A 15,875-nucleotide genomic window follows, 5' to 3' on the forward strand; every position below is an offset into this window, starting at 1 on the left:
CTCAAGCGTGACCGACCTTCAGCGCCGCTTCGCGGATGGCGGTCAGCGTCGTGCGCGAGGTGCTGACGTCGGACGACAGCCGCAGGTGGATCAGCGCCGGCCGGCCCGCCGCTATTGCCGCATCCAATGCCGGGCCGACCTGCTCCGTGCTCTCGGCCTTGAAGGCCACGAAGCCGAAGGCCTCGGCGAGTTGGGCGAAGTCGGGGTTGAAGAGGTCACTGCCCGACACGCGGCCCGGGTACTCGCGCTCCTGGTGCATGCGGATGGTGCCGTAGGTGCCGTTGTCCACGACCACGACGAGCAGCTTCTTGGCGCCATAGCCGGTGGCCGTGGCCAGTTCCTGGCCCGTCATCAGGAAGTCGCCGTCGCCGGCGATGTTGACGACCCAGCGGTCCTGCTGCAGCAATGAGGCAGCGACCGCGGCGGGCACGCCATAGCCCATGGCGCCCGAGGTTGGCGCCAGCTGGCTGCGGCCCTCGCGGTGCAGCGCCGTGTAGCGATGGAAGCGGTGCAGCCAGCCGCTGTAGTTGCCGGCGCCGTTGGTGAAGATGGTGCCCTCGGGCAGCTTGGCGTCGATGAGGCGGATGACCTCGGCCATGTCCAGCGGCGCCACCGGCACGGGCACGAGGTTGGCCTCGTAGTCGGCATGGGCCGACTCAGCCCATGCGCGCCAGGGGATGTCGGCGGGCGGCGTCAGCGCGGCCAGGGCCGGGGCGGCCGCGCTCATGCTCGCGTTGATGAGCAGCTCGGCCGTGTAGACGCGGCCCAACTCCTCGGCACCGGCGTGGATGTGGATGAGCGCTTGAGCGGGCCTTGGCGCCTGCAGCAGCGTGTAGCCACCGGTCGTCATCTCGCCCAGGCGCGGGCCGATGGCGAGGATGAGGTCGGCCTCCTTCACGCGCGCGGCCAGCCGGGCATTGATGCCGATGCCCACGTCGCCGGCGTACAGCGGATGGCGGTTGTCGAACAGGTCCTGGAAGCGGAAGGCGCAGCCGACCGGCAAGCTCCACGCCTCGGCAAAGGCCTGCAGCGCGGCGGTGGACTCAGGCGTCCAGCCACCGCCGCCGGCGATGACGAAAGGCTTCCTGGCCGCTGCCAGGCGCTCGCACAGCTCGGCCAGGGCGGCCGGCGTCGGCGCCGCTTCGGCGGGACGCACGGGCGGCAGCACGGGCGCCGTGATGGGTTGGGTCAGCATGTCCTCGGGCAACACCAGCACAACCGGGCCGGGCCGGCCCTGCATGGCGGTGTGAAAGGCACGAGCCACGTACTCGGGCAGGCGCTCGGCGTCGTGCACCTCGCCCACCCACTTCGCCATGCCCAGCGTGCCGGGGCCGAACATCTGGCGGTAGTCCACCTCCTGGAAGGCCTCGCGGTCGCGCTGATCGCTGGCGACCTGGCCGATGAAGAGGATCATCGGCGTCGAATCCTGGAAGGCCGTGTGCAGGCCAATGCTGGCGTTCGTGGCGCCCGGGCCGCGGGTCACGAAACAGATGCCGGGCCGGCCGGTCAACTTGCCCTGCGCCTCAGCCATGAAGGCCGCGCCGCCCTCCTGGCGGCAGGCGATGAAGCGGATCTTGTCGGCGTACTCGTGGAAGCCATCGAGCACGGCGAGGTAGGACTCGCCAGGAACGCCGAAGGCCGTGTCGACGCCCTGGGCAATCAGTGCCTCGACCAGCTTGTGGCCGGCCAGACGGGGGGTGGTAGCTTGTCTAGTCATGTTGAGACTTTAGCTGGCGGCTGCTCCACTTCAGCGGCTCCCGTTGACTGCCCGTTCTATGGCCCGCTCCCTCAGCGTGTCGTCACGCGTCAGGTCCAACGCCTTGTGAAGCGACGACGGTCCGCTGCTGGATTCGGCCGGCTTGCTGACCGGCGTGGCCGGCAGCACGTTGACGGGCGCTGCGGTCACGGCCAGCTCCTGGTGGCCGGGCGGGCACTCGACATTCGTATACGAAACCTGCTGGCCTTTGACACATTTGCGCAAGCCTGCCGGCCGGGACCTGGCCGACGTGGAGGTAGCGGCATCGGCCGCCGGGCGGGCGGCGACCAACGGCTCGCCGAGGCTCGGTGCCGATGTGCTTGACGCGCGCGCTGCCCCCAGCCATGCCTGAAGCTGTTCCTGCTTCTGCCAGACCAGGCCGAGTGCGGCAAGAAGAATCGTCGCAATCGCAAGGCTACGCAGTGACATGGCAGAACCGGGAAAACGTGGTGGCGACCACTTTACCGGCGAGGCGAACGTCACATCGGGCACGTCCTACCTGAGTTCCCCGCTGAAGGAGCCCGTCAGGGCGCCAGCGTGCGCACGAGACGCACCAGCTGCTTCTCGCGCTTGGGACTGCTGCGCACCGCGCCGCCAGGCTGCTCCACCACCCAACCCGTCTGAGGGGACAGCCGGTCGACCTGCCGCTCGGTCGTGCCGCGCTGCACGTTGGCGTAGCTGTAGGTGTTCACGGCTTCGCTCTCGATGCGCACGGTACTGGTCCAGTACCAGCCACTGGGCGCATCGGGCATGAGCACGGCGGCTTGCTGCTTGCCGCCCATGTGTTCGGGCAGGCGCTTGAACTCCTGCGCGCGGGGCACGCGCCAGAGCCGGCCTTCGGCCTCGCTGCGTGTGCGGGCCGACACCAGCGCCTCGGCATGGGTGAAGAGCTTGATCTCGCCGTCGCAGCGTCGACCATCCCAGTGCCTGCCCTCCACGCAGCGTGACCACGCCAGCCCGGCGGCAGCGTCGATCAGCTCTTGGCCATCGGCACTGGGCGTGAGCTTGGGAGCGGCGTCCTCCGCCATCACGGCGCAAGGCATGGCCAGAGCAAGAGCCAAGGCGGCAATCACGCAGGTTCGCATACGGTCTCCATCATCGTCCGGCCGCCTGCACCAGCGCGGCGGCCTCGGTTGGGCTCACGGCCCCCTCGCCCGCCAGCTCGACGACAACGAGATAGCCCGCCAGGTCATTGCGCGGGCTGGCGGCCGCATAGGTCTGCGCCAGCGTCAGCTGCCGGCTGGCAAGAAGGCGGCCGGTGGCGGGGTCCCAGTCTTCGTTGGAGATCATGCAGCCCTGCTGCGGCGTACCGGGAAAGTAGCTCGTGCCGGCGTAGTAGGCCGGATTGAGGGTCGTGCCGTGGATGAGCAGCTCGTCGCGCCCGGCGCGGCCGGCCAGCCAGGCTTCCTTGATGGCGGCGAAGCTGCGCCAGCTGGGCGGCAGAAAGCTCTCGTACAGCGCCTCGCTCCAGGCGGCCGGCGTGTCGGCATGCTCGAACTCGGCCACCGTCGCCTCGACGGGCAGCTTGCTGTGCAGATAGGGCGTGGGGCCGATGTTGGGATTGGTGGCCGTGCCGGCGCCGACGATGGTGAAGACGCCCTGCGGCGTGTTGCCATTGGTGATGGTGCCGGGCAGGCCGCTGCGTGACAGCGCCAGCTGGGGCTGGGCGAAGAGCTGGCCGCGCGCATCGCGCACGAAACGGCCGTCGGCAGCACGCACCAGCACCAGGCCCATGTCGGCACGGCCACGGCGTTGCAGGCTGTAGATGACGGGCAGGCCCGGGCGCAGCGGCGCGGCGAGCAGGTCGGCCAGCGGCGGCTGGGCCATGCGCACCGGGGCCACGTCGTCCATCAACGCCACCAGGCGCGGGTCGTCGCGCCACTGCGGGAACTGGCGCGGCACGAGGTCGCGGATGAATTCCGCGTAGCCGGGGTTCATCGCTTTCAGCGTGTAGGCCGCGATGGCAAAAGGCTTGCTCGCCGTGAGCTGGGTCAGCAGCGGCTGCAACGCGGCCTGCACTGCAGCTTCGTTCGGGGCCGCGTACAGAGCACGCGCCGCGGTCAGCAGCGCACGCTGGTAGTCCACGTCCCGGCTGGCCAGAGTCGGCAGGGCCTGCAGCAGCAGCGGCCGGGCGGCGTCGATCTCCAGGTTGTACTGCGCCACCAGGTCAAACAGCTTGGGCAGCGCCGCGTCGCGCTCGGGGCCGGGCGGCAGGGCGATGCGGGCACGGATGTCGGCCAGGGCCGCCTCGCGCTGAGCACGTTCGCCCGCCGTCGACATGGCGGGCCAGCTGAAATCGACCGGGCGCAGCGCCAGCAGTTCGGCGGCGCTGTAGCGCTTCTCGGTGGTTGGCTGGGGCTTCAGGGGTGCACAGGCGGCAAGGGCGAGCGCGAGCAGGGTGAGGAGGAGACGGGCGATCATGGGGCAGGGAAATTTGCAGGCTGCTGTCGAAATCGCGCGGCCCGCTTCGTCATAGTGTCAGGCAAGCGCCTTTCATCACCCTTCACAGGAGATTCCCATGAACCGACTGACTCTGCTCCCCGTCTTGTTCGCCGCCACGCTAGCCCAGGCCGCACCCGCCACCTATGTCGTCGACCCGGCCCACACCTACCCCAGCTTCGAGGCCGACCACATGGGTATGTCCTTCTGGCGCGGCAAGCTGACGAAGAACTCGGGCACCATCGTCTTCGACAAGGCCAATGGCAGCGGCAGCGTCGACGTGCAGATGGACCTGGCCAGCATCGACTTCGGTCTGGAAGCCATGAACGGCTGGGCCAAGGGCAAGGATTTCTTCAACCTGGAGAAGAGCCCGGCCAGCGCCAGCTTCAAGGGCCGCTTCGAGGGCGCGACAGGCGGCGTGCCGACCCGGCTCGTTGGCGAGCTGACGTTGAACGGCAAGACCAAGCCGATGACGCTGGCCATCCACCAGCTCAAGTGCATGCCCCACCCGATGTTCAAGCGGGACTGGTGTGGTGCCGACGCCTCGGGCTCGTTCAACCGCGAAGACTTCGGCCTCACCGCGGGCAAGGACTGGGGCTTCAAGATGGATGTGAACCTGCGCATCCAGGTCGAGGCCGTCGTCAAGGAGTGATGAAGCCCCTCGCCTGGTCTCGCCCCGCTGAACGCGGGCGAGTCCAGTCGGTCCCCCGCGGGGACGCCGATGCTTGCGGCATTGAGCCGCAAGCACATCGCTTTACGCGGGCCGGCTAGGGAGCGGCCCGGCGCTCGGTCCGCATGAAAACGAAAAACCGGCCCCTGGAGGCCGGTTTGCATTGGACGCGCTAGCTTACTTCACACCCATCTCGTCGAGCAGCCGCGTCGTCTTGTCCACCGTGCTCATCTGCCAAAGCATGTAGCGCGCGTCCAGCGAGATGCTGCGGACCATCTTGGGGTCGAAGCTCCAGTCCGAGATCACCGCGTCCAGCGTGCCGTCGAACAACAGGCCCACCAGTTCGGCGTTCTTGTTCAGCACCGGGCTACCGGAGTTGCCACCGGTCGTGTCCAGCGTGGACAGGAAGTTCACGGGCACCGAGTCCAGGCCCTTCACGTAGTACTTGCCGAAGTTGCGCGCCTTGATGGCGGCAAGCTGCTCGGCGGGCGCATTGAACTCGCCGCCGGCCTCGTCGGGCCCCTTGTGCTTGGCGACGATGCCGCGCAGCGTCGTGAACGGCGTCCAGGTGCTGCCGTCTGTGCCGGGGTTACGGCCCTCGACCTTGCCGTAGCTGATGCGCAGCGTGCTGTTGGCATCGGCGTAGACGGCTTCGCCGCGGCTGGCGTGGTAGTCGATCATGGCCTGCTGCACGCCGGCGTAGGCCTTCTGCAGCTTGCCGCCGAGTTCCTTGTCGCGGTTTTCGAGGCGGCGATCATCGTCGTACAGCGCGACGGCGGCCTTGATGAAGGCGTCGTCGCTGGCCTTGAAGGCCGCCACGTCCTTGTCCAGCCAGGCCATGCGCACGGCGGTGTCGGAGAGCTTGCTGCCCGCGTAGAGCTTGTCCAGCTGGGCACGGATGCTGGCTTCGTCCTGACCAGTCTTGAGGCCGTATGCATCCACCCAGGCCGGGTTCAGCGTGTTGGCCGGCTGGGCCAGGTACTGGGCCAGGAAGTGCGAGGCCAGGCGCTTGTCGGTCTGCTCGTCGTAGCGGCGGTCCAGCGTCTGCTGGGCGGCGCGCAGGCGCGGCAGGTCGCGCTCCTGGTAGCCGGACTTGCGCTCGGCATCAGGCTTGGCGCGCTCCTGCGCCACGAGGTAGAGCTGGCGGGCCGAAGTCAGCAGGGCGGGCGTCATGAAATTGGCCAGCAGCTCGGCGCGCGTGATGGCCTCGCGCTCGGCCAGCAGGCTTTGCGCCGCGGCGACATCGGCGCCATAGCGGGCCTTGCGCTCCGGCGAACCGTTGACCCAGGCCCTGAGCTTGTCGAACTCGGCCTTCTTGCGGGCCAGGATGTCGCTGCCGTCGTAGCTCTGCTGCTGGCCCTGCAGGTTCTTGTAGTAGTTCTGCAGGCCTTGCATGCGCGCGGCCATCTTGATCTCGCCATCACGGCGGCCGGCGGTCTCGGCCTTGATCAGGTCGATGGCCTCGCCCATCACGCGGGCCTGCGTGGGCTGCTGCCAACCGAAGGCGAAGTCGACCTCGGTGGGCAGGCGGTGGCGGTCGGTGCGGCCCGGGTAGCCGGCCACCATGACGAAGTCGCCGGCGTTCAGGGGGCTGCTCGCCATCTTCAGGTGATGCTTGGGCAGATAGGGCTTGTTGTCCTTGCTGAACTCGGCCGGCTTGCCGTCCGGGCCGACATAGGCGCGGTAGAAGCTGTAGTCGCCGGTGTGGCGCGGCCAGACCCAGTTGTCGGCGTCGCCGCCGAACAGGCCCACGCCGGTGGCCGGCGCGTGCACGAGGCGCACGTCGCGGATCTCGAGCTGCTTGATCAGCTGGTACTGCAGGCCGCCGAAGAAGGCGTAGACGTTGCAGCGGTGGCCCTTGTCGGCCTCGCAGGCGGCCACGAGGCTCTTCTCGGTCGCCTCGATGGCGTCGGTGCGGGCCTTGCCGGTCAGGGCGCGGGTCTTGTCGTTGAGGATCTCGGTGCTGACGTCCTTCAGGTCCACGGTCACCCACATGCGGCTGCCGGGCGCGGCGGGCAGTTCATCGGCCAGCGTGGCGGCGTAGAAGCCGTTCTTCAGCAGGTCGCGGTCGGGCTTGGAGTTGTACTGGATGCTGCCGTAGGCGCAGTGGTGGTTGGTCACCGCCAGGCCCTGGGGCGACACGAAGCTGGCCGTGCAGCCACCCAGCGACACCACGGCACCCATCGGGAAGTCGGTCAGATCCTTGAGCTTGGCCGGGTCCATGGCCAAACCTCCGGCCTTCAGGCTCTTGGCGATCTGCGGCAGTTGCTTGGGCATCCACATGCCTTCGTCGGCATGGGCGGTGGCTGCGGCCAGGGCCGCGAGGGCCAGCAGCGAAAGGGAGTGACGTTTCATGGAGCGGTTCGGCAAAAAGACGAAACCGCGAGGGTAACTCGGGGGCGGCAAATCCCCGGGGTGAGGAAAGGCAGGCTTCGGCTGGCGGGAAGCCCCGCGATCAGGGGACGGTCAGCCCCTCAATGCGTCATACCGATCCATTCGCCGGCGGATTGATAAGCCTCGAACAGGTCCAACGCCAGCTCGCGCAGGCCGGGGTGGTCGCTGGCGTGGCCGTCGGCCAGGCGCTCGTAGGCGTACTGGCGGTCGTAGAGCATGCGCGTCGGGTTGATGGCCAGGCCGGCATCGTTCATCAGCTGGCCAAAGCGCAGCAGGTCGCGGCTGTTGACCGGACCGCTGGTGGCGCCCGCCACCGTCAGGCCGAGAGCGCGGATGTCGCCGAGATTGACGCCCTGCGCGATCTTCAGGCCGCTCCAGGCATGACCCGGGTCGCCCAGGCCGCGGGGTTCGTCGGCGGGGATGGGGATCAGGTGCAGCGGGATGAGCATGACGGGCCTCGGACAGCTTGGCTGTGATGGCTGCCATCGTGCCGGGGCCTCGGCAAAACAAAGACCGGATAAAGCCCGAAAAGACCGGGCTTGTCCGCGCTGATGCCGCTCAAGTGAACTGCAGGTCGAGATCGCCGTGCGCGTAGATGATGACGCCCGTGTCAGTCTCGGTGATGCGGTGGCCGGTGCCCGCGGGGGCCAGTTGGTAGTCGCCTTGCTGCAGCAGGACGTCATCGAGGAAGAGCTCGCCCTGCACCATCAGGCATTCCTCGTCATGGCCGTGGCTGTGCACGGGCACGCTGGCGCCGGGGTCGGCACGGTAGAGCAGCGCGGCCTGGCCGCCGCCCGCCCACAGCACGCGCCGGCGGATGCCGGGCGCGAACTCGGGCCAGCCGGCCTCGGCGTCGCGCACCAGCGTGCGCTCGCTGGCGTGGCCCTCGGCCTCGCGCACGAAGACATGGGCGCCATCGCGGGTGGCGAGCTGCGGCGTATTGCCGGCGGGCAGCAGCAGGAAGTCGCGCAGCCCCAGAAGCTCGCCATCCACATCGACGCTGCCGCGCACGACGAGGAATTCGCGTGCGCCGGCAGCGGCCAGGTCCAGGCGGGCGCCGGGCTGCAGCTCGATGACGCGGGCCGCACGCGGTTCGCCCGGGCGCAACGCCTGGCCCTCGGGGGCACGGTAGAGCCAGCGTTGATGGACGCCGTCGGCCAGCGCCTCGGGCTCGGTGCGGCGACGGCGCACGGTGACCATGCCGCGCTCGGCGTCGAGCGATTGCTGCAGGCGGCCGCTCAGGCGTTCACCGAGGCGGCCGGGCGACGCGGGGGCCGCCCAGGCGCTTGCAAAGGGTTCACTGAGCAACGGCGTCATGTCGTCACCCGCATCGGATTCGGGGCTGGATTCGGGGGCGGATTTGGAGGTAGGGGGCAGCGTCGTCATGGCGTCCTCCCTTCAGGCCGGCAGCGCATGCGCGCCAGTGTCGCCCAAGGCCTCGCGCAGTGTGATCAAGGCGCGGCGGATCTGGGATTTGACGGTGCCCAGCGGCAGGCTGGTCTGGCTGGCGATCTCTTCATGCGACAGGCCATTGAAGAAGGCCAGCGCGACGAGCTGGCGCGGCTGGGGCTTGAGCAGCAGCAGGGCGCGATGCAGTTCGGCATGGCCCTGGGCCACGGACAGCAGCTCGTCGCCGGACTCGGCCGCGGGCGCCGACAACGGCACGCTCTCTTCGTCGAGCTCCTCATGCTGGAAGCGAGCCTCGCGGCGGATCGCGTCGATGGCGCGCGAGCGGGCCATGCCCAGCAGCCAGGTCAACGGCCGACCGCGCTCGGGGTCAAAACGCGGCGCCTGGCGCCAGACCTGGAAAAACACCTCCTCGGCCACTTCTTCAGCCAGCTGGCTGCGGCGTACCAGCCGCAGCACCAGACCGTAGACGCGCGACAGCGTCGCTTCATACAGGGCCAGCAACGCGCGCTCGTCGTGGTCGACGATGCCCTCGATCCAGGCGGCAAGCTGGGCATCGTCCAGCGACGGGCAGCCGGGCTTGGCGGCAGCCGCCTCGATGGCACCGCCCTCTTCCATATCGGCGTCCGGCAGCTCGACGTCGTCGAACAGCAGCGCCGCATTGGGTGGCTCGTCGACAGCTTCGGTGGGGTGTGGCAGGGTCATGTGATGTCCTCAAACCAACAGTTGGTCCGCATGCGGCTCGGCGCCGCGCAGAAAGATGGTGGCACCCGTCTCGGTGCTGATGCTGGCGTGCAGGCTGCCCGCGCGGGCCAGGTGGTAGCCCCCGGGGCCAACCTCGATCTGGCTGCCGACCTTGAGCGTGCCTTCCAGCACCAGGCATTCCTCATCCACCGGGTGGCGGTGGGCCTCGAGCCGGGCGCCGGGCGCCAAGCGCAGCAGATAGCTCAGAATGCCCTCGTTCTCATGCAAGACCTTGATCTGCACGCCGTCGCCGAAAGGCTGCCAGCCGGCCGCACCCGCGGGCACGGTCAGGTGGCTGTCGTCGGTGTCGGCCACGCGCTCCAGCAGGCGCCGGCGGATGGCGCGGGCCTGGGCGGGGGTGGCGATGGTCGAGGTCATGTAAGGCTGATACGCAGCGGTAAGAATTCCGGATGCAGCGTAAACCTAGGCATCTACCCTGGGTAGCCTGGCGTATCCCCTTTGCATGCCTCAAGTCGCCTTTTTTGACCTTGTCAGCCACTGGCGCCTGGATGCGCCGGTCCCCCGCGTCTGGCAGGCCATCACCCAGACCGAACACTGGCCGCTGTGGTGGCCAGGGGTCGTCGCCGTGAAACGCCTCGTCGACGGCGACGCCCAGGGCGTGGGCCGCCAGCAGCAGCTCACCTTCCGCACCGGCCTGGGCTACCGGCTGCACCTGGTGCTGGAGGTGACGGAAGTGCTGCGCGAAGAGCGCCTGCGCGCCCGGGCGGGCGGCACGCTGGCAGGGGAAGGCATCTGGCTGATGAAGCAAGCCCTGCCGGAGGCGGGCGGGCATACCGACGTCACCTTCGTCTGGCGCGTCACCCTGCCGCCAGGCATCCTGCGCTGGCTGGCGCCGGTGCTGGCGCCCTTGTTTCGCTGGAATCACAAGCGGGTGATGCGGGCGGGTCGGATCGGGTTGGTCCAATATCTGGCGGTGATAGGTGGGTGAGCCTTTGCGGGCCGAGTGCCGGGCCGCTCCCAAGCCGGCCCGCCTTGGCGATGTGCTTGTGGCTCAATGCCGCAAGCATCGCCGTCCCCTTGGGGGACCGGCTGGGTTCGCCCGCGTTCAGCGGCGCGAGACCGGACGAGGGGCTGTCAAGTTCATGCCTTGGGCAGCGTCACTCCCACCTGCCCCTGGTACTTGCCGCCGCGGTCCTTGTAGCTGACCTCGCAGACCTCGTCGCTCTCGAAGAACAGCACCTGGGCGCAGCCTTCGCCCGCGTAAATCTTGGCCGGCAGCGGCGTGGTGTTGCTGAACTCCAGCGTCACATAGCCTTCCCACTCGGGCTCGAAGGGGGTCACGTTGACGATGATGCCGCAGCGGGCATAGGTGCTCTTGCCCAGGCACACCGTCAGCACATTGCGCGGGATGCGGAAGTACTCCATCGTGCGCGCCAGCGCGAAGCTGTTGGGCGGGATGATGCAGACGTCCTTGTTGATGTCGACGAAGCTGTTCTCGTCGAAGTTCTTCGGGTCCACCACCGTGCTGTGGATGTTGGTGAAGACCTTGAATTCGGGCGCGCAGCGGATGTCGTAACCGTAGCTCGATGTGCCGTAGCTGATGATCTTGCGGCCGTCCTGCTCGCGCACCTGACCGGGCTCGAAGGGCTCGATCATGCCGTGCTCCTGGCACATGCGGCGGATCCATTTGTCGCTCTTGATACTCATCTCGTTTTCCTTGTTTAGCGCGGCGTCACGCCGTCGAAATACATGCCGCCATCCAGATCCAGGATGAAGCCTTTGACCGCTGCGCGCTCGGGCACGGCCAGGCGCCCGTGGGCGATGGGTGTCCAGGGCAGCTCCGTCATCGCGATGCGCTGGGCCTTGGCGTAGATGGCCTTGCGGTCTTCCTGCTTCAACGCTTGCCTGGCTTCGGCCAGCAGCTTGTCGTAGGCCGGGTTGCACCAGAAGCTGCCGCTGGCGGAGCCGCAGGCGAGCTGGCCGGCCGTGTTGGCGGGTTCGGGGTCGCCGTTCCAGCCGCTGAGCGCGGCTTCATGCTCGCCGGCATCGATGCGGCGCAGGTATTCGCCCCACTCATAGGTGACGATGCGCGCGTTGACGCCGACCTTGGCCCAGTCCGACTGGATCATCTGCGCCATGCGCTGGCCGTTGGGGTTGTAGGGGCGCACCACCGGCATGGCCCACAGCGTGATGTCCAGTGGCAGCACGCCGGCCTTCTGCAACATGGCACGGGCCTTGGCAGGGTCGTGGGGCACGGGCTTGAGCGTGGCGTCATGGGCCCAGTTGGCGGCCGGGATGACGCTGCTGGCCAGCACGCCGGCGTCGCCGTAGACGGTGCGGACGATGGCCGCCTTGTCGATGGCCATGTCCAGGGCCTGGCGCACCTCGACCTTGGACAGGGCCGGGCGCTTGGTGTTGTAGGCCAGGATGCCGATATTCATGCCGGCCGCTGTCGCCAGTTTGATGTTGGGGTCCTTCTTCAACTCGTCCAGCTCGGCCGGGCCGACCGGGTAGGCGATGTCGCATTCGTCGCGCTTGAGGCGCTGGGCGCGCACGCTGGCATCGGTCGTGATCGCGAAGACGAGCTGGTCGGCGCGCGGCCTCTCGTCCTTGCGCCACCACGTCTGGTGCTTCACGTAGCGGATGACACTGTCGGCGCGAAAGCTCTTGAACTGGAAGGGGCCGGTGCCGACGGGCATCTGCGTGATGCGCTGCGGCGTGCCGGCCTTGAGCAGCTGGGCACCCAGCTCGGCCGACTGGATCATCGTGAAGGCGAAGCTCAGCGCCGATAGGAAGGAGGCGTCACGCTCGGCCAGCGTGATGCGCACCTGGTGGTCGCCCAGCTTCTCAACCTTGGTGACGAGCTTCTCCCAGCCGAAGGACATCACATAGGGCGACACGCTGGGCAGGGCCTTCGCAAACGCGCTGTCACGGCTCAACAGGCGGCCGAAGGTGAAGATGACGTCGTCGGCATTGAACTCGCGCGTCGGCTTGAAGCCTTCGACGGTATGCCAGGTCACGCCTCGGCGCAGCTCGAAGGTGTAGGCCAGGCCATCGGGGCTGATGCTCCAGCTCGTTGCCAGGCCAGGAATCAATTGATCCGTGCCGCGCTTGACCTCGATGAGGTTGCTGAAGATGGGCATGTGGGCGACATGGTCGATGCCGCTGTCGGTCATCGCCGGGTCGAAGGTCTTGGGGCTGCCGGCGGCGCAGAAGCGCAGCGTCGTGTCGGCCTGGGCGATCAGCGGCAGGGCCAGCAGCAGTGCGGCCAATCGCTTCAATTCCGGCTTCACTTGATGATCTCCGCCGAGGGCACGAAGGGCAGGATGCCCATGGATTGGTAGAGGGCCGAGGGCGGCAGCGCTTGCTCGCCCTTGATGACCAGCGCAATGCGCCGGATGGCGCGGATGTCGGCCACCGGGTCGCCGTCGATCAGCACGAGGTCGGCGCGCTTGCCGCGCTCGATGCTGCCAATCTCGCTCAGGCGGTCGCTGTATCTGGCGCCGTTCCAGGTCGCGATCTTCAGCGCCTGCGCGGCGGGGATGCCGGCCTGCACGTAGAGCTCCAGCTCGCGCTGCAGCGCAAAGCCGGGCGTTGCGTCCGTACCCGCCACCAGCGGGATGCCGGCTGCATGCATGCGGCGCAGCAAGTCCATCATGACCTTCCAGCTCGCGCCCCAGCGCCGGGCCTTGGTGTCGTCCATGTCGACTTCGGCCGACAGATAGCTGCGCTGCAGCACAGCCGGCCAGTTCGCGGACACCATTGCATAACTGGGATTGGGCTGACCCTGGCGCTGCGTGTACTGGGCCTCGAAGGCCGTCATCGTCGCATCGACGACCGTGCCCTTCTTCTTCAGCAGGGCCAGGAAGTCCTGCGTGCGGCGGTCATTGAGCTTGAGGTCGGCCGCTTTGTCGCCGGGCAGGTTGAAACGCAGCAGGGTGCGCGTGTCGTCGCCCTTGCTGACCAGGAAGTTCAGCGTGACCTGGTTGATGTGGTGCAGCTCGTCATAGCCCGCCTCGACCGCCTGGCGCGCCGTCATGAAGGCCGGCACATGGCCCCCGGTGCGCAGGCCCAGCTCGCGCGCATGCGCCACCATGGGCTTGACCCACTCGGGGCGGATGGAGTTGTAGAGCTTGAGCTGGCGGTAGCCGTGGGCGGCGTACCAATCAATGGCGGCCAGGGCCTCGTCCAGGTTGTCGGCCACGAAGTCGGACTGCGAAGAGAACGGGCTCTTGCCCTCGATGAAACCATTGGCCGCGATGCGTGGGCCGAGCACCTCGCCGCGCTCGATGCGGCCTTTCAGTTCGGCCAGGTCGGCATTGCTGTTGCCGACATCGCGCACGGCCGTCACGCCCGCGGCCAGGTTCAGCAGCAGCGCGCTGGCGTCCAGGTGGGCATGCATGTCGATGAAGCCCGGCAGCAGCGTGCGGCCCTTGCCGCTGATGCGCTGGGCAGGCTCGGCGTTCTTCAGGCTGCCGGGCTTGGCTATTGCCGCGATGCGCCCCTCGAGCAGGTAGACATCGGACGGCCCGCGCAGCACAGCGGCCTGCGAGTCGAACCAGCGCACGCCTTCGATGACGGTCAAGCCGGGCAGCGGCTTGGGCAGGGTCTTGGCCAGGCGCTCCAGCCGCGCCAGTTGCGCAGCCTTCTGCACGTCGGACAGCCGGTCCATCTCGGCCTCGAAGCCCTGCAGCAGCGTGCCGCCCCAGCCCGGCGAGACCTGGGCGAACAGCGCCTGGTTGTCCTCGCGCAGCCAGAGGTAGCTGGGATCGAGATCCAGGCCGTCGATGGCGTACAGGCCAACCTCGAAGCTGGCACCGGCCGGCTTGAGCGTCTGCACGCGCTCGATGCTGATCTGGCCCACCGGCAACGCGGCCGCGCGGTGGTCGGAGCGCTGCAGCAGGGTGCGCGCCAGGCGGCCGGCCCAGGCCGGGCTGGCCTGCACGGGCAGATAGACGAGATCGCGGCCCACGCCGGGCTTGTCGCCGCGGTCCACGGGCGAGCGCCAGCTGGCACGGCCGTCCTTGAGCTCGAAGCTTTCGTCGATGCGCGCGCCGTAGGTTGAGACGCCCTCGGTGCGGTAGGCCGCCCAAGTGCCGTCTGCGGCCAGTTCCAGCACCTCCTTCTGGTCGGGCCCGCGGCCGTTGTTGCGGTAGCTGTAGTCGGTCTCGAGGCGGGTGGCCGTTTCGGTGACCTTGAGGTGACCGCAGGCGGTCTTGGCACACACCACGGTGTAGGTCTGGGCCTGGACAGCGCCGGCAACACACAGCGCGAACAGCAAGGGCAGCAGCTTCATGAGGCGGTTTCTGTCTTAGGTGGCGCGGACTTTACTGAGGGAGGCGACACCCTTGTTTGCGAGCATGTCCGCGCGCTCGTTGCCGGGGTCGCCCGCATGGCCCTTGACCCAGCGCCAGTCGACCGTATGCAACTTGCGCAGCGCGTCCAGCCGCTGCCAGAGGTCGGCGTTCTTGACCGGCTTGCCGTCGGCCGTCTTCCAGCCACGGCGCTGCCAGTTGATGATCCATTCGGTGATGCCCTTGCGCACGTATTCGCTGTCCAGGTAGACGACGACGTCGCAGCTGCGCTTGAGCGAGGCCAGGGCCTCGATGGGCGCGGTCAGCTCCATGCGGTTGTTGGTCGTCTCGCGCTCGCCGCCGAAGAGCTCCTTGTCGTGGCCGCCGCTGCTCAGCCAGGCACCCCAGCCGCCAGGGCCGGGGTTGCCCTTGCAGGCGCCGTCGGTGTAGATGGTGACCTGCGGGCGCTTGATAAGGGTGGTGGGCTTGGGGGTCGGTTCGGTCATTCTTTTTTGTGGTGGTTGTTCAGCGCAACGGCGGGCGCCTTTTTTGCCGCTGCACGCGAGTTCTTGGCCAGGCCGATCATGCGCATGCCGTGCACGCGCTTGACCGCCTGGATGAAATAGACCGCACCCAGCACCGGCCACCAGCGCGAGCCGATGCCGTCGACCCAGCGCCAGCGCTGCAGCCACGCCTCGGAGCGCAGCGGTGGCCGATAGATGCCGAAGCGCGCCGCCTCGACGTCAAAACTCAGCAGCTTGAGCCAGTCGCGCAGCCGCCAGTAGCCGATGAAGTCGCCATCACGGGGCAGATAGGGCTCGCCGCGGCGCTTGAGGCGGCCGAGGTTCTGGCGCAGGCCCCAGAGGCTGGCCGGGTTCAGGCCGAAGACGATGAGCCGCCCCTCGGGCCGCAGCACGCGCTCGACTTCGCGCAGCAATGCGTGGGCGTCGGGCGCCAGCTCCAGCGCGTGCGGCAGCAGCACGAGGTCGAGGCTGGCGCTTTCGAAAGGTAGCGCGTCAAAATCGCAAAGCAGGTCACGACCGGCCAGCCAGCGGTGGGGCATGCGGTTGGTCTGCAGACCGTTCAGTTCGGGCAGGCCGAGTTGTAAGGCGTGAAACCCGAACAAATCGGTCACGGCTGCGTCGACCTGGGCCTGCTCCCAGGCAAGCAGATGGTGCCCGGGCGGGGTTTGCAGCCAGGCTGTCAAATC

16 protein-coding genes are annotated in these 15,875 nt (G+C 68.3%); 2 read left to right on the plus strand and 14 right to left on the minus strand.

What is annotated here, in order from left to right; all coding sequences use genetic code 11:
- Nucleotide 1: 1 nt before the first annotated feature.
- The 4 genes from ASC91_RS14810 to ASC91_RS14825 all read right to left on the minus strand — a co-directional run bounded on the left by ASC91_RS14810 (nt 2) and on the right by ASC91_RS14825 (nt 4,177).
- Entirely contained in the window at nt 2-1,717 is a 1,716-nt protein-coding gene (locus ASC91_RS14810; RefSeq protein ID WP_056197988.1) for a thiamine pyrophosphate-binding protein, read from the minus strand.
- Nucleotides 1,718-1,747: 30 nt separating this feature from the next.
- Entirely contained in the window at nt 1,748-2,185 is a 438-nt protein-coding gene (locus ASC91_RS14815) for a hypothetical protein (RefSeq protein WP_056197990.1), read from the minus strand.
- A 95-nt stretch (nt 2,186-2,280) separates the two neighbouring features.
- A complete protein-coding gene (locus ASC91_RS14820) occupies nt 2,281-2,841 on the minus strand; it encodes a DUF1566 domain-containing protein (protein ID WP_082532693.1) in 561 nt (186 codons plus the stop codon).
- Nucleotides 2,842-2,851: 10 nt separating this feature from the next.
- Nucleotides 2,852-4,177, minus strand: a complete 1,326-nt coding sequence (locus ASC91_RS14825; RefSeq protein ID WP_056197994.1) for a hypothetical protein — start codon at nt 4,175-4,177, stop codon at nt 2,852-2,854.
- Between the two features lie 97 nt (nt 4,178-4,274).
- Here ASC91_RS14825 and ASC91_RS14830 point away from each other — a divergent pair, with 97 nt between their 5' ends.
- Complete coding sequence (locus ASC91_RS14830; protein ID WP_056197997.1) at nt 4,275-4,847, plus strand: YceI family protein; 573 nt, start codon at nt 4,275-4,277, stop codon at nt 4,845-4,847.
- A gap of 195 nt (nt 4,848-5,042) precedes the next feature.
- On the opposite strand, the gene ASC91_RS14835 is transcribed toward ASC91_RS14830, so the two are convergent.
- From ASC91_RS14835 to ASC91_RS14855, 5 genes are all read right to left on the minus strand, one after another.
- Entirely contained in the window at nt 5,043-7,220 is a 2,178-nt protein-coding gene (locus ASC91_RS14835; protein WP_056197998.1) for a S46 family peptidase, read from the minus strand.
- 119 nt (nt 7,221-7,339) lie between these two features.
- Nucleotides 7,340-7,708 carry a hypothetical protein gene (locus ASC91_RS14840; RefSeq protein ID WP_056198000.1) on the minus strand — a complete coding sequence of 123 codons (369 nt, stop codon included), beginning with the start codon at nt 7,706-7,708 and terminating at the stop codon, nt 7,340-7,342.
- A gap of 109 nt (nt 7,709-7,817) precedes the next feature.
- Nucleotides 7,818-8,645, minus strand: coding sequence for a cupin domain-containing protein (locus ASC91_RS14845; RefSeq protein WP_056198002.1), 828 nt, complete (start codon nt 8,643-8,645; stop codon nt 7,818-7,820).
- 12 nt (nt 8,646-8,657) lie between these two features.
- Nucleotides 8,658-9,371: a sigma-70 family RNA polymerase sigma factor gene (locus ASC91_RS14850; protein ID WP_082532694.1), complete on the minus strand. Its 714-nt coding sequence runs from the start codon at nt 9,369-9,371 to the stop codon at nt 8,658-8,660.
- A 9-nt stretch (nt 9,372-9,380) separates the two neighbouring features.
- Nucleotides 9,381-9,788, minus strand: coding sequence for a cupin domain-containing protein (locus ASC91_RS14855; RefSeq protein ID WP_056198005.1), 408 nt, complete (start codon nt 9,786-9,788; stop codon nt 9,381-9,383).
- Between the two features lie 85 nt (nt 9,789-9,873).
- On the opposite strand from ASC91_RS14855, the gene ASC91_RS14860 reads away from it, so the two are divergent.
- Nucleotides 9,874-10,359, plus strand: a complete 486-nt coding sequence (locus ASC91_RS14860) for an SRPBCC family protein (protein ID WP_056198007.1) — start codon at nt 9,874-9,876, stop codon at nt 10,357-10,359.
- Between the two features lie 152 nt (nt 10,360-10,511).
- On the opposite strand, the gene dcd is transcribed toward ASC91_RS14860, so the two are convergent.
- The 5 genes from dcd to ASC91_RS14885 are packed head-to-tail and all read right to left on the minus strand — an operon-like array spanning nt 10,512 to nt 15,872.
- On the minus strand, nt 10,512-11,078 hold the full coding sequence (dcd, locus tag ASC91_RS14865; protein WP_056198009.1) for a dCTP deaminase: 567 nt from the start codon (nt 11,076-11,078) through the stop codon (nt 10,512-10,514).
- 14 nt (nt 11,079-11,092) lie between these two features.
- Nucleotides 11,093-12,664: an ABC transporter substrate-binding protein gene (locus ASC91_RS14870; RefSeq protein WP_056198016.1), complete on the minus strand. Its 1,572-nt coding sequence runs from the start codon at nt 12,662-12,664 to the stop codon at nt 11,093-11,095.
- The gene (locus tag ASC91_RS14875) at nt 12,661-14,667 is read right to left on the minus strand and encodes an amidohydrolase family protein (protein ID WP_056198018.1); all 2,007 of its coding nucleotides are present in this window, start codon (nt 14,665-14,667) and stop codon (nt 12,661-12,663) included. The genes ASC91_RS14870 and ASC91_RS14875 overlap by 4 nt, the downstream gene beginning before the upstream one ends.
- 15 nt (nt 14,668-14,682) lie before the next feature.
- Nucleotides 14,683-15,171, minus strand: coding sequence for a ribonuclease HI (rnhA, locus tag ASC91_RS14880; RefSeq protein ID WP_056198020.1), 489 nt, complete (start codon nt 15,169-15,171; stop codon nt 14,683-14,685).
- Nucleotides 15,168-15,872 (minus strand): class I SAM-dependent methyltransferase, encoded by a 705-nt coding sequence (locus ASC91_RS14885; protein WP_394326323.1) that lies wholly within the window; start codon nt 15,870-15,872, stop codon nt 15,168-15,170. The genes rnhA and ASC91_RS14885 overlap by 4 nt, the downstream gene beginning before the upstream one ends.
- Between the last annotated feature and the right edge of the window lie 3 nt (nt 15,873-15,875).

It is taken from the genome of Pelomonas sp. Root1237 (assembly GCF_001425055.1).
GTDB lineage: Bacteria > Pseudomonadota > Gammaproteobacteria > Burkholderiales > Burkholderiaceae_C > Pelomonas.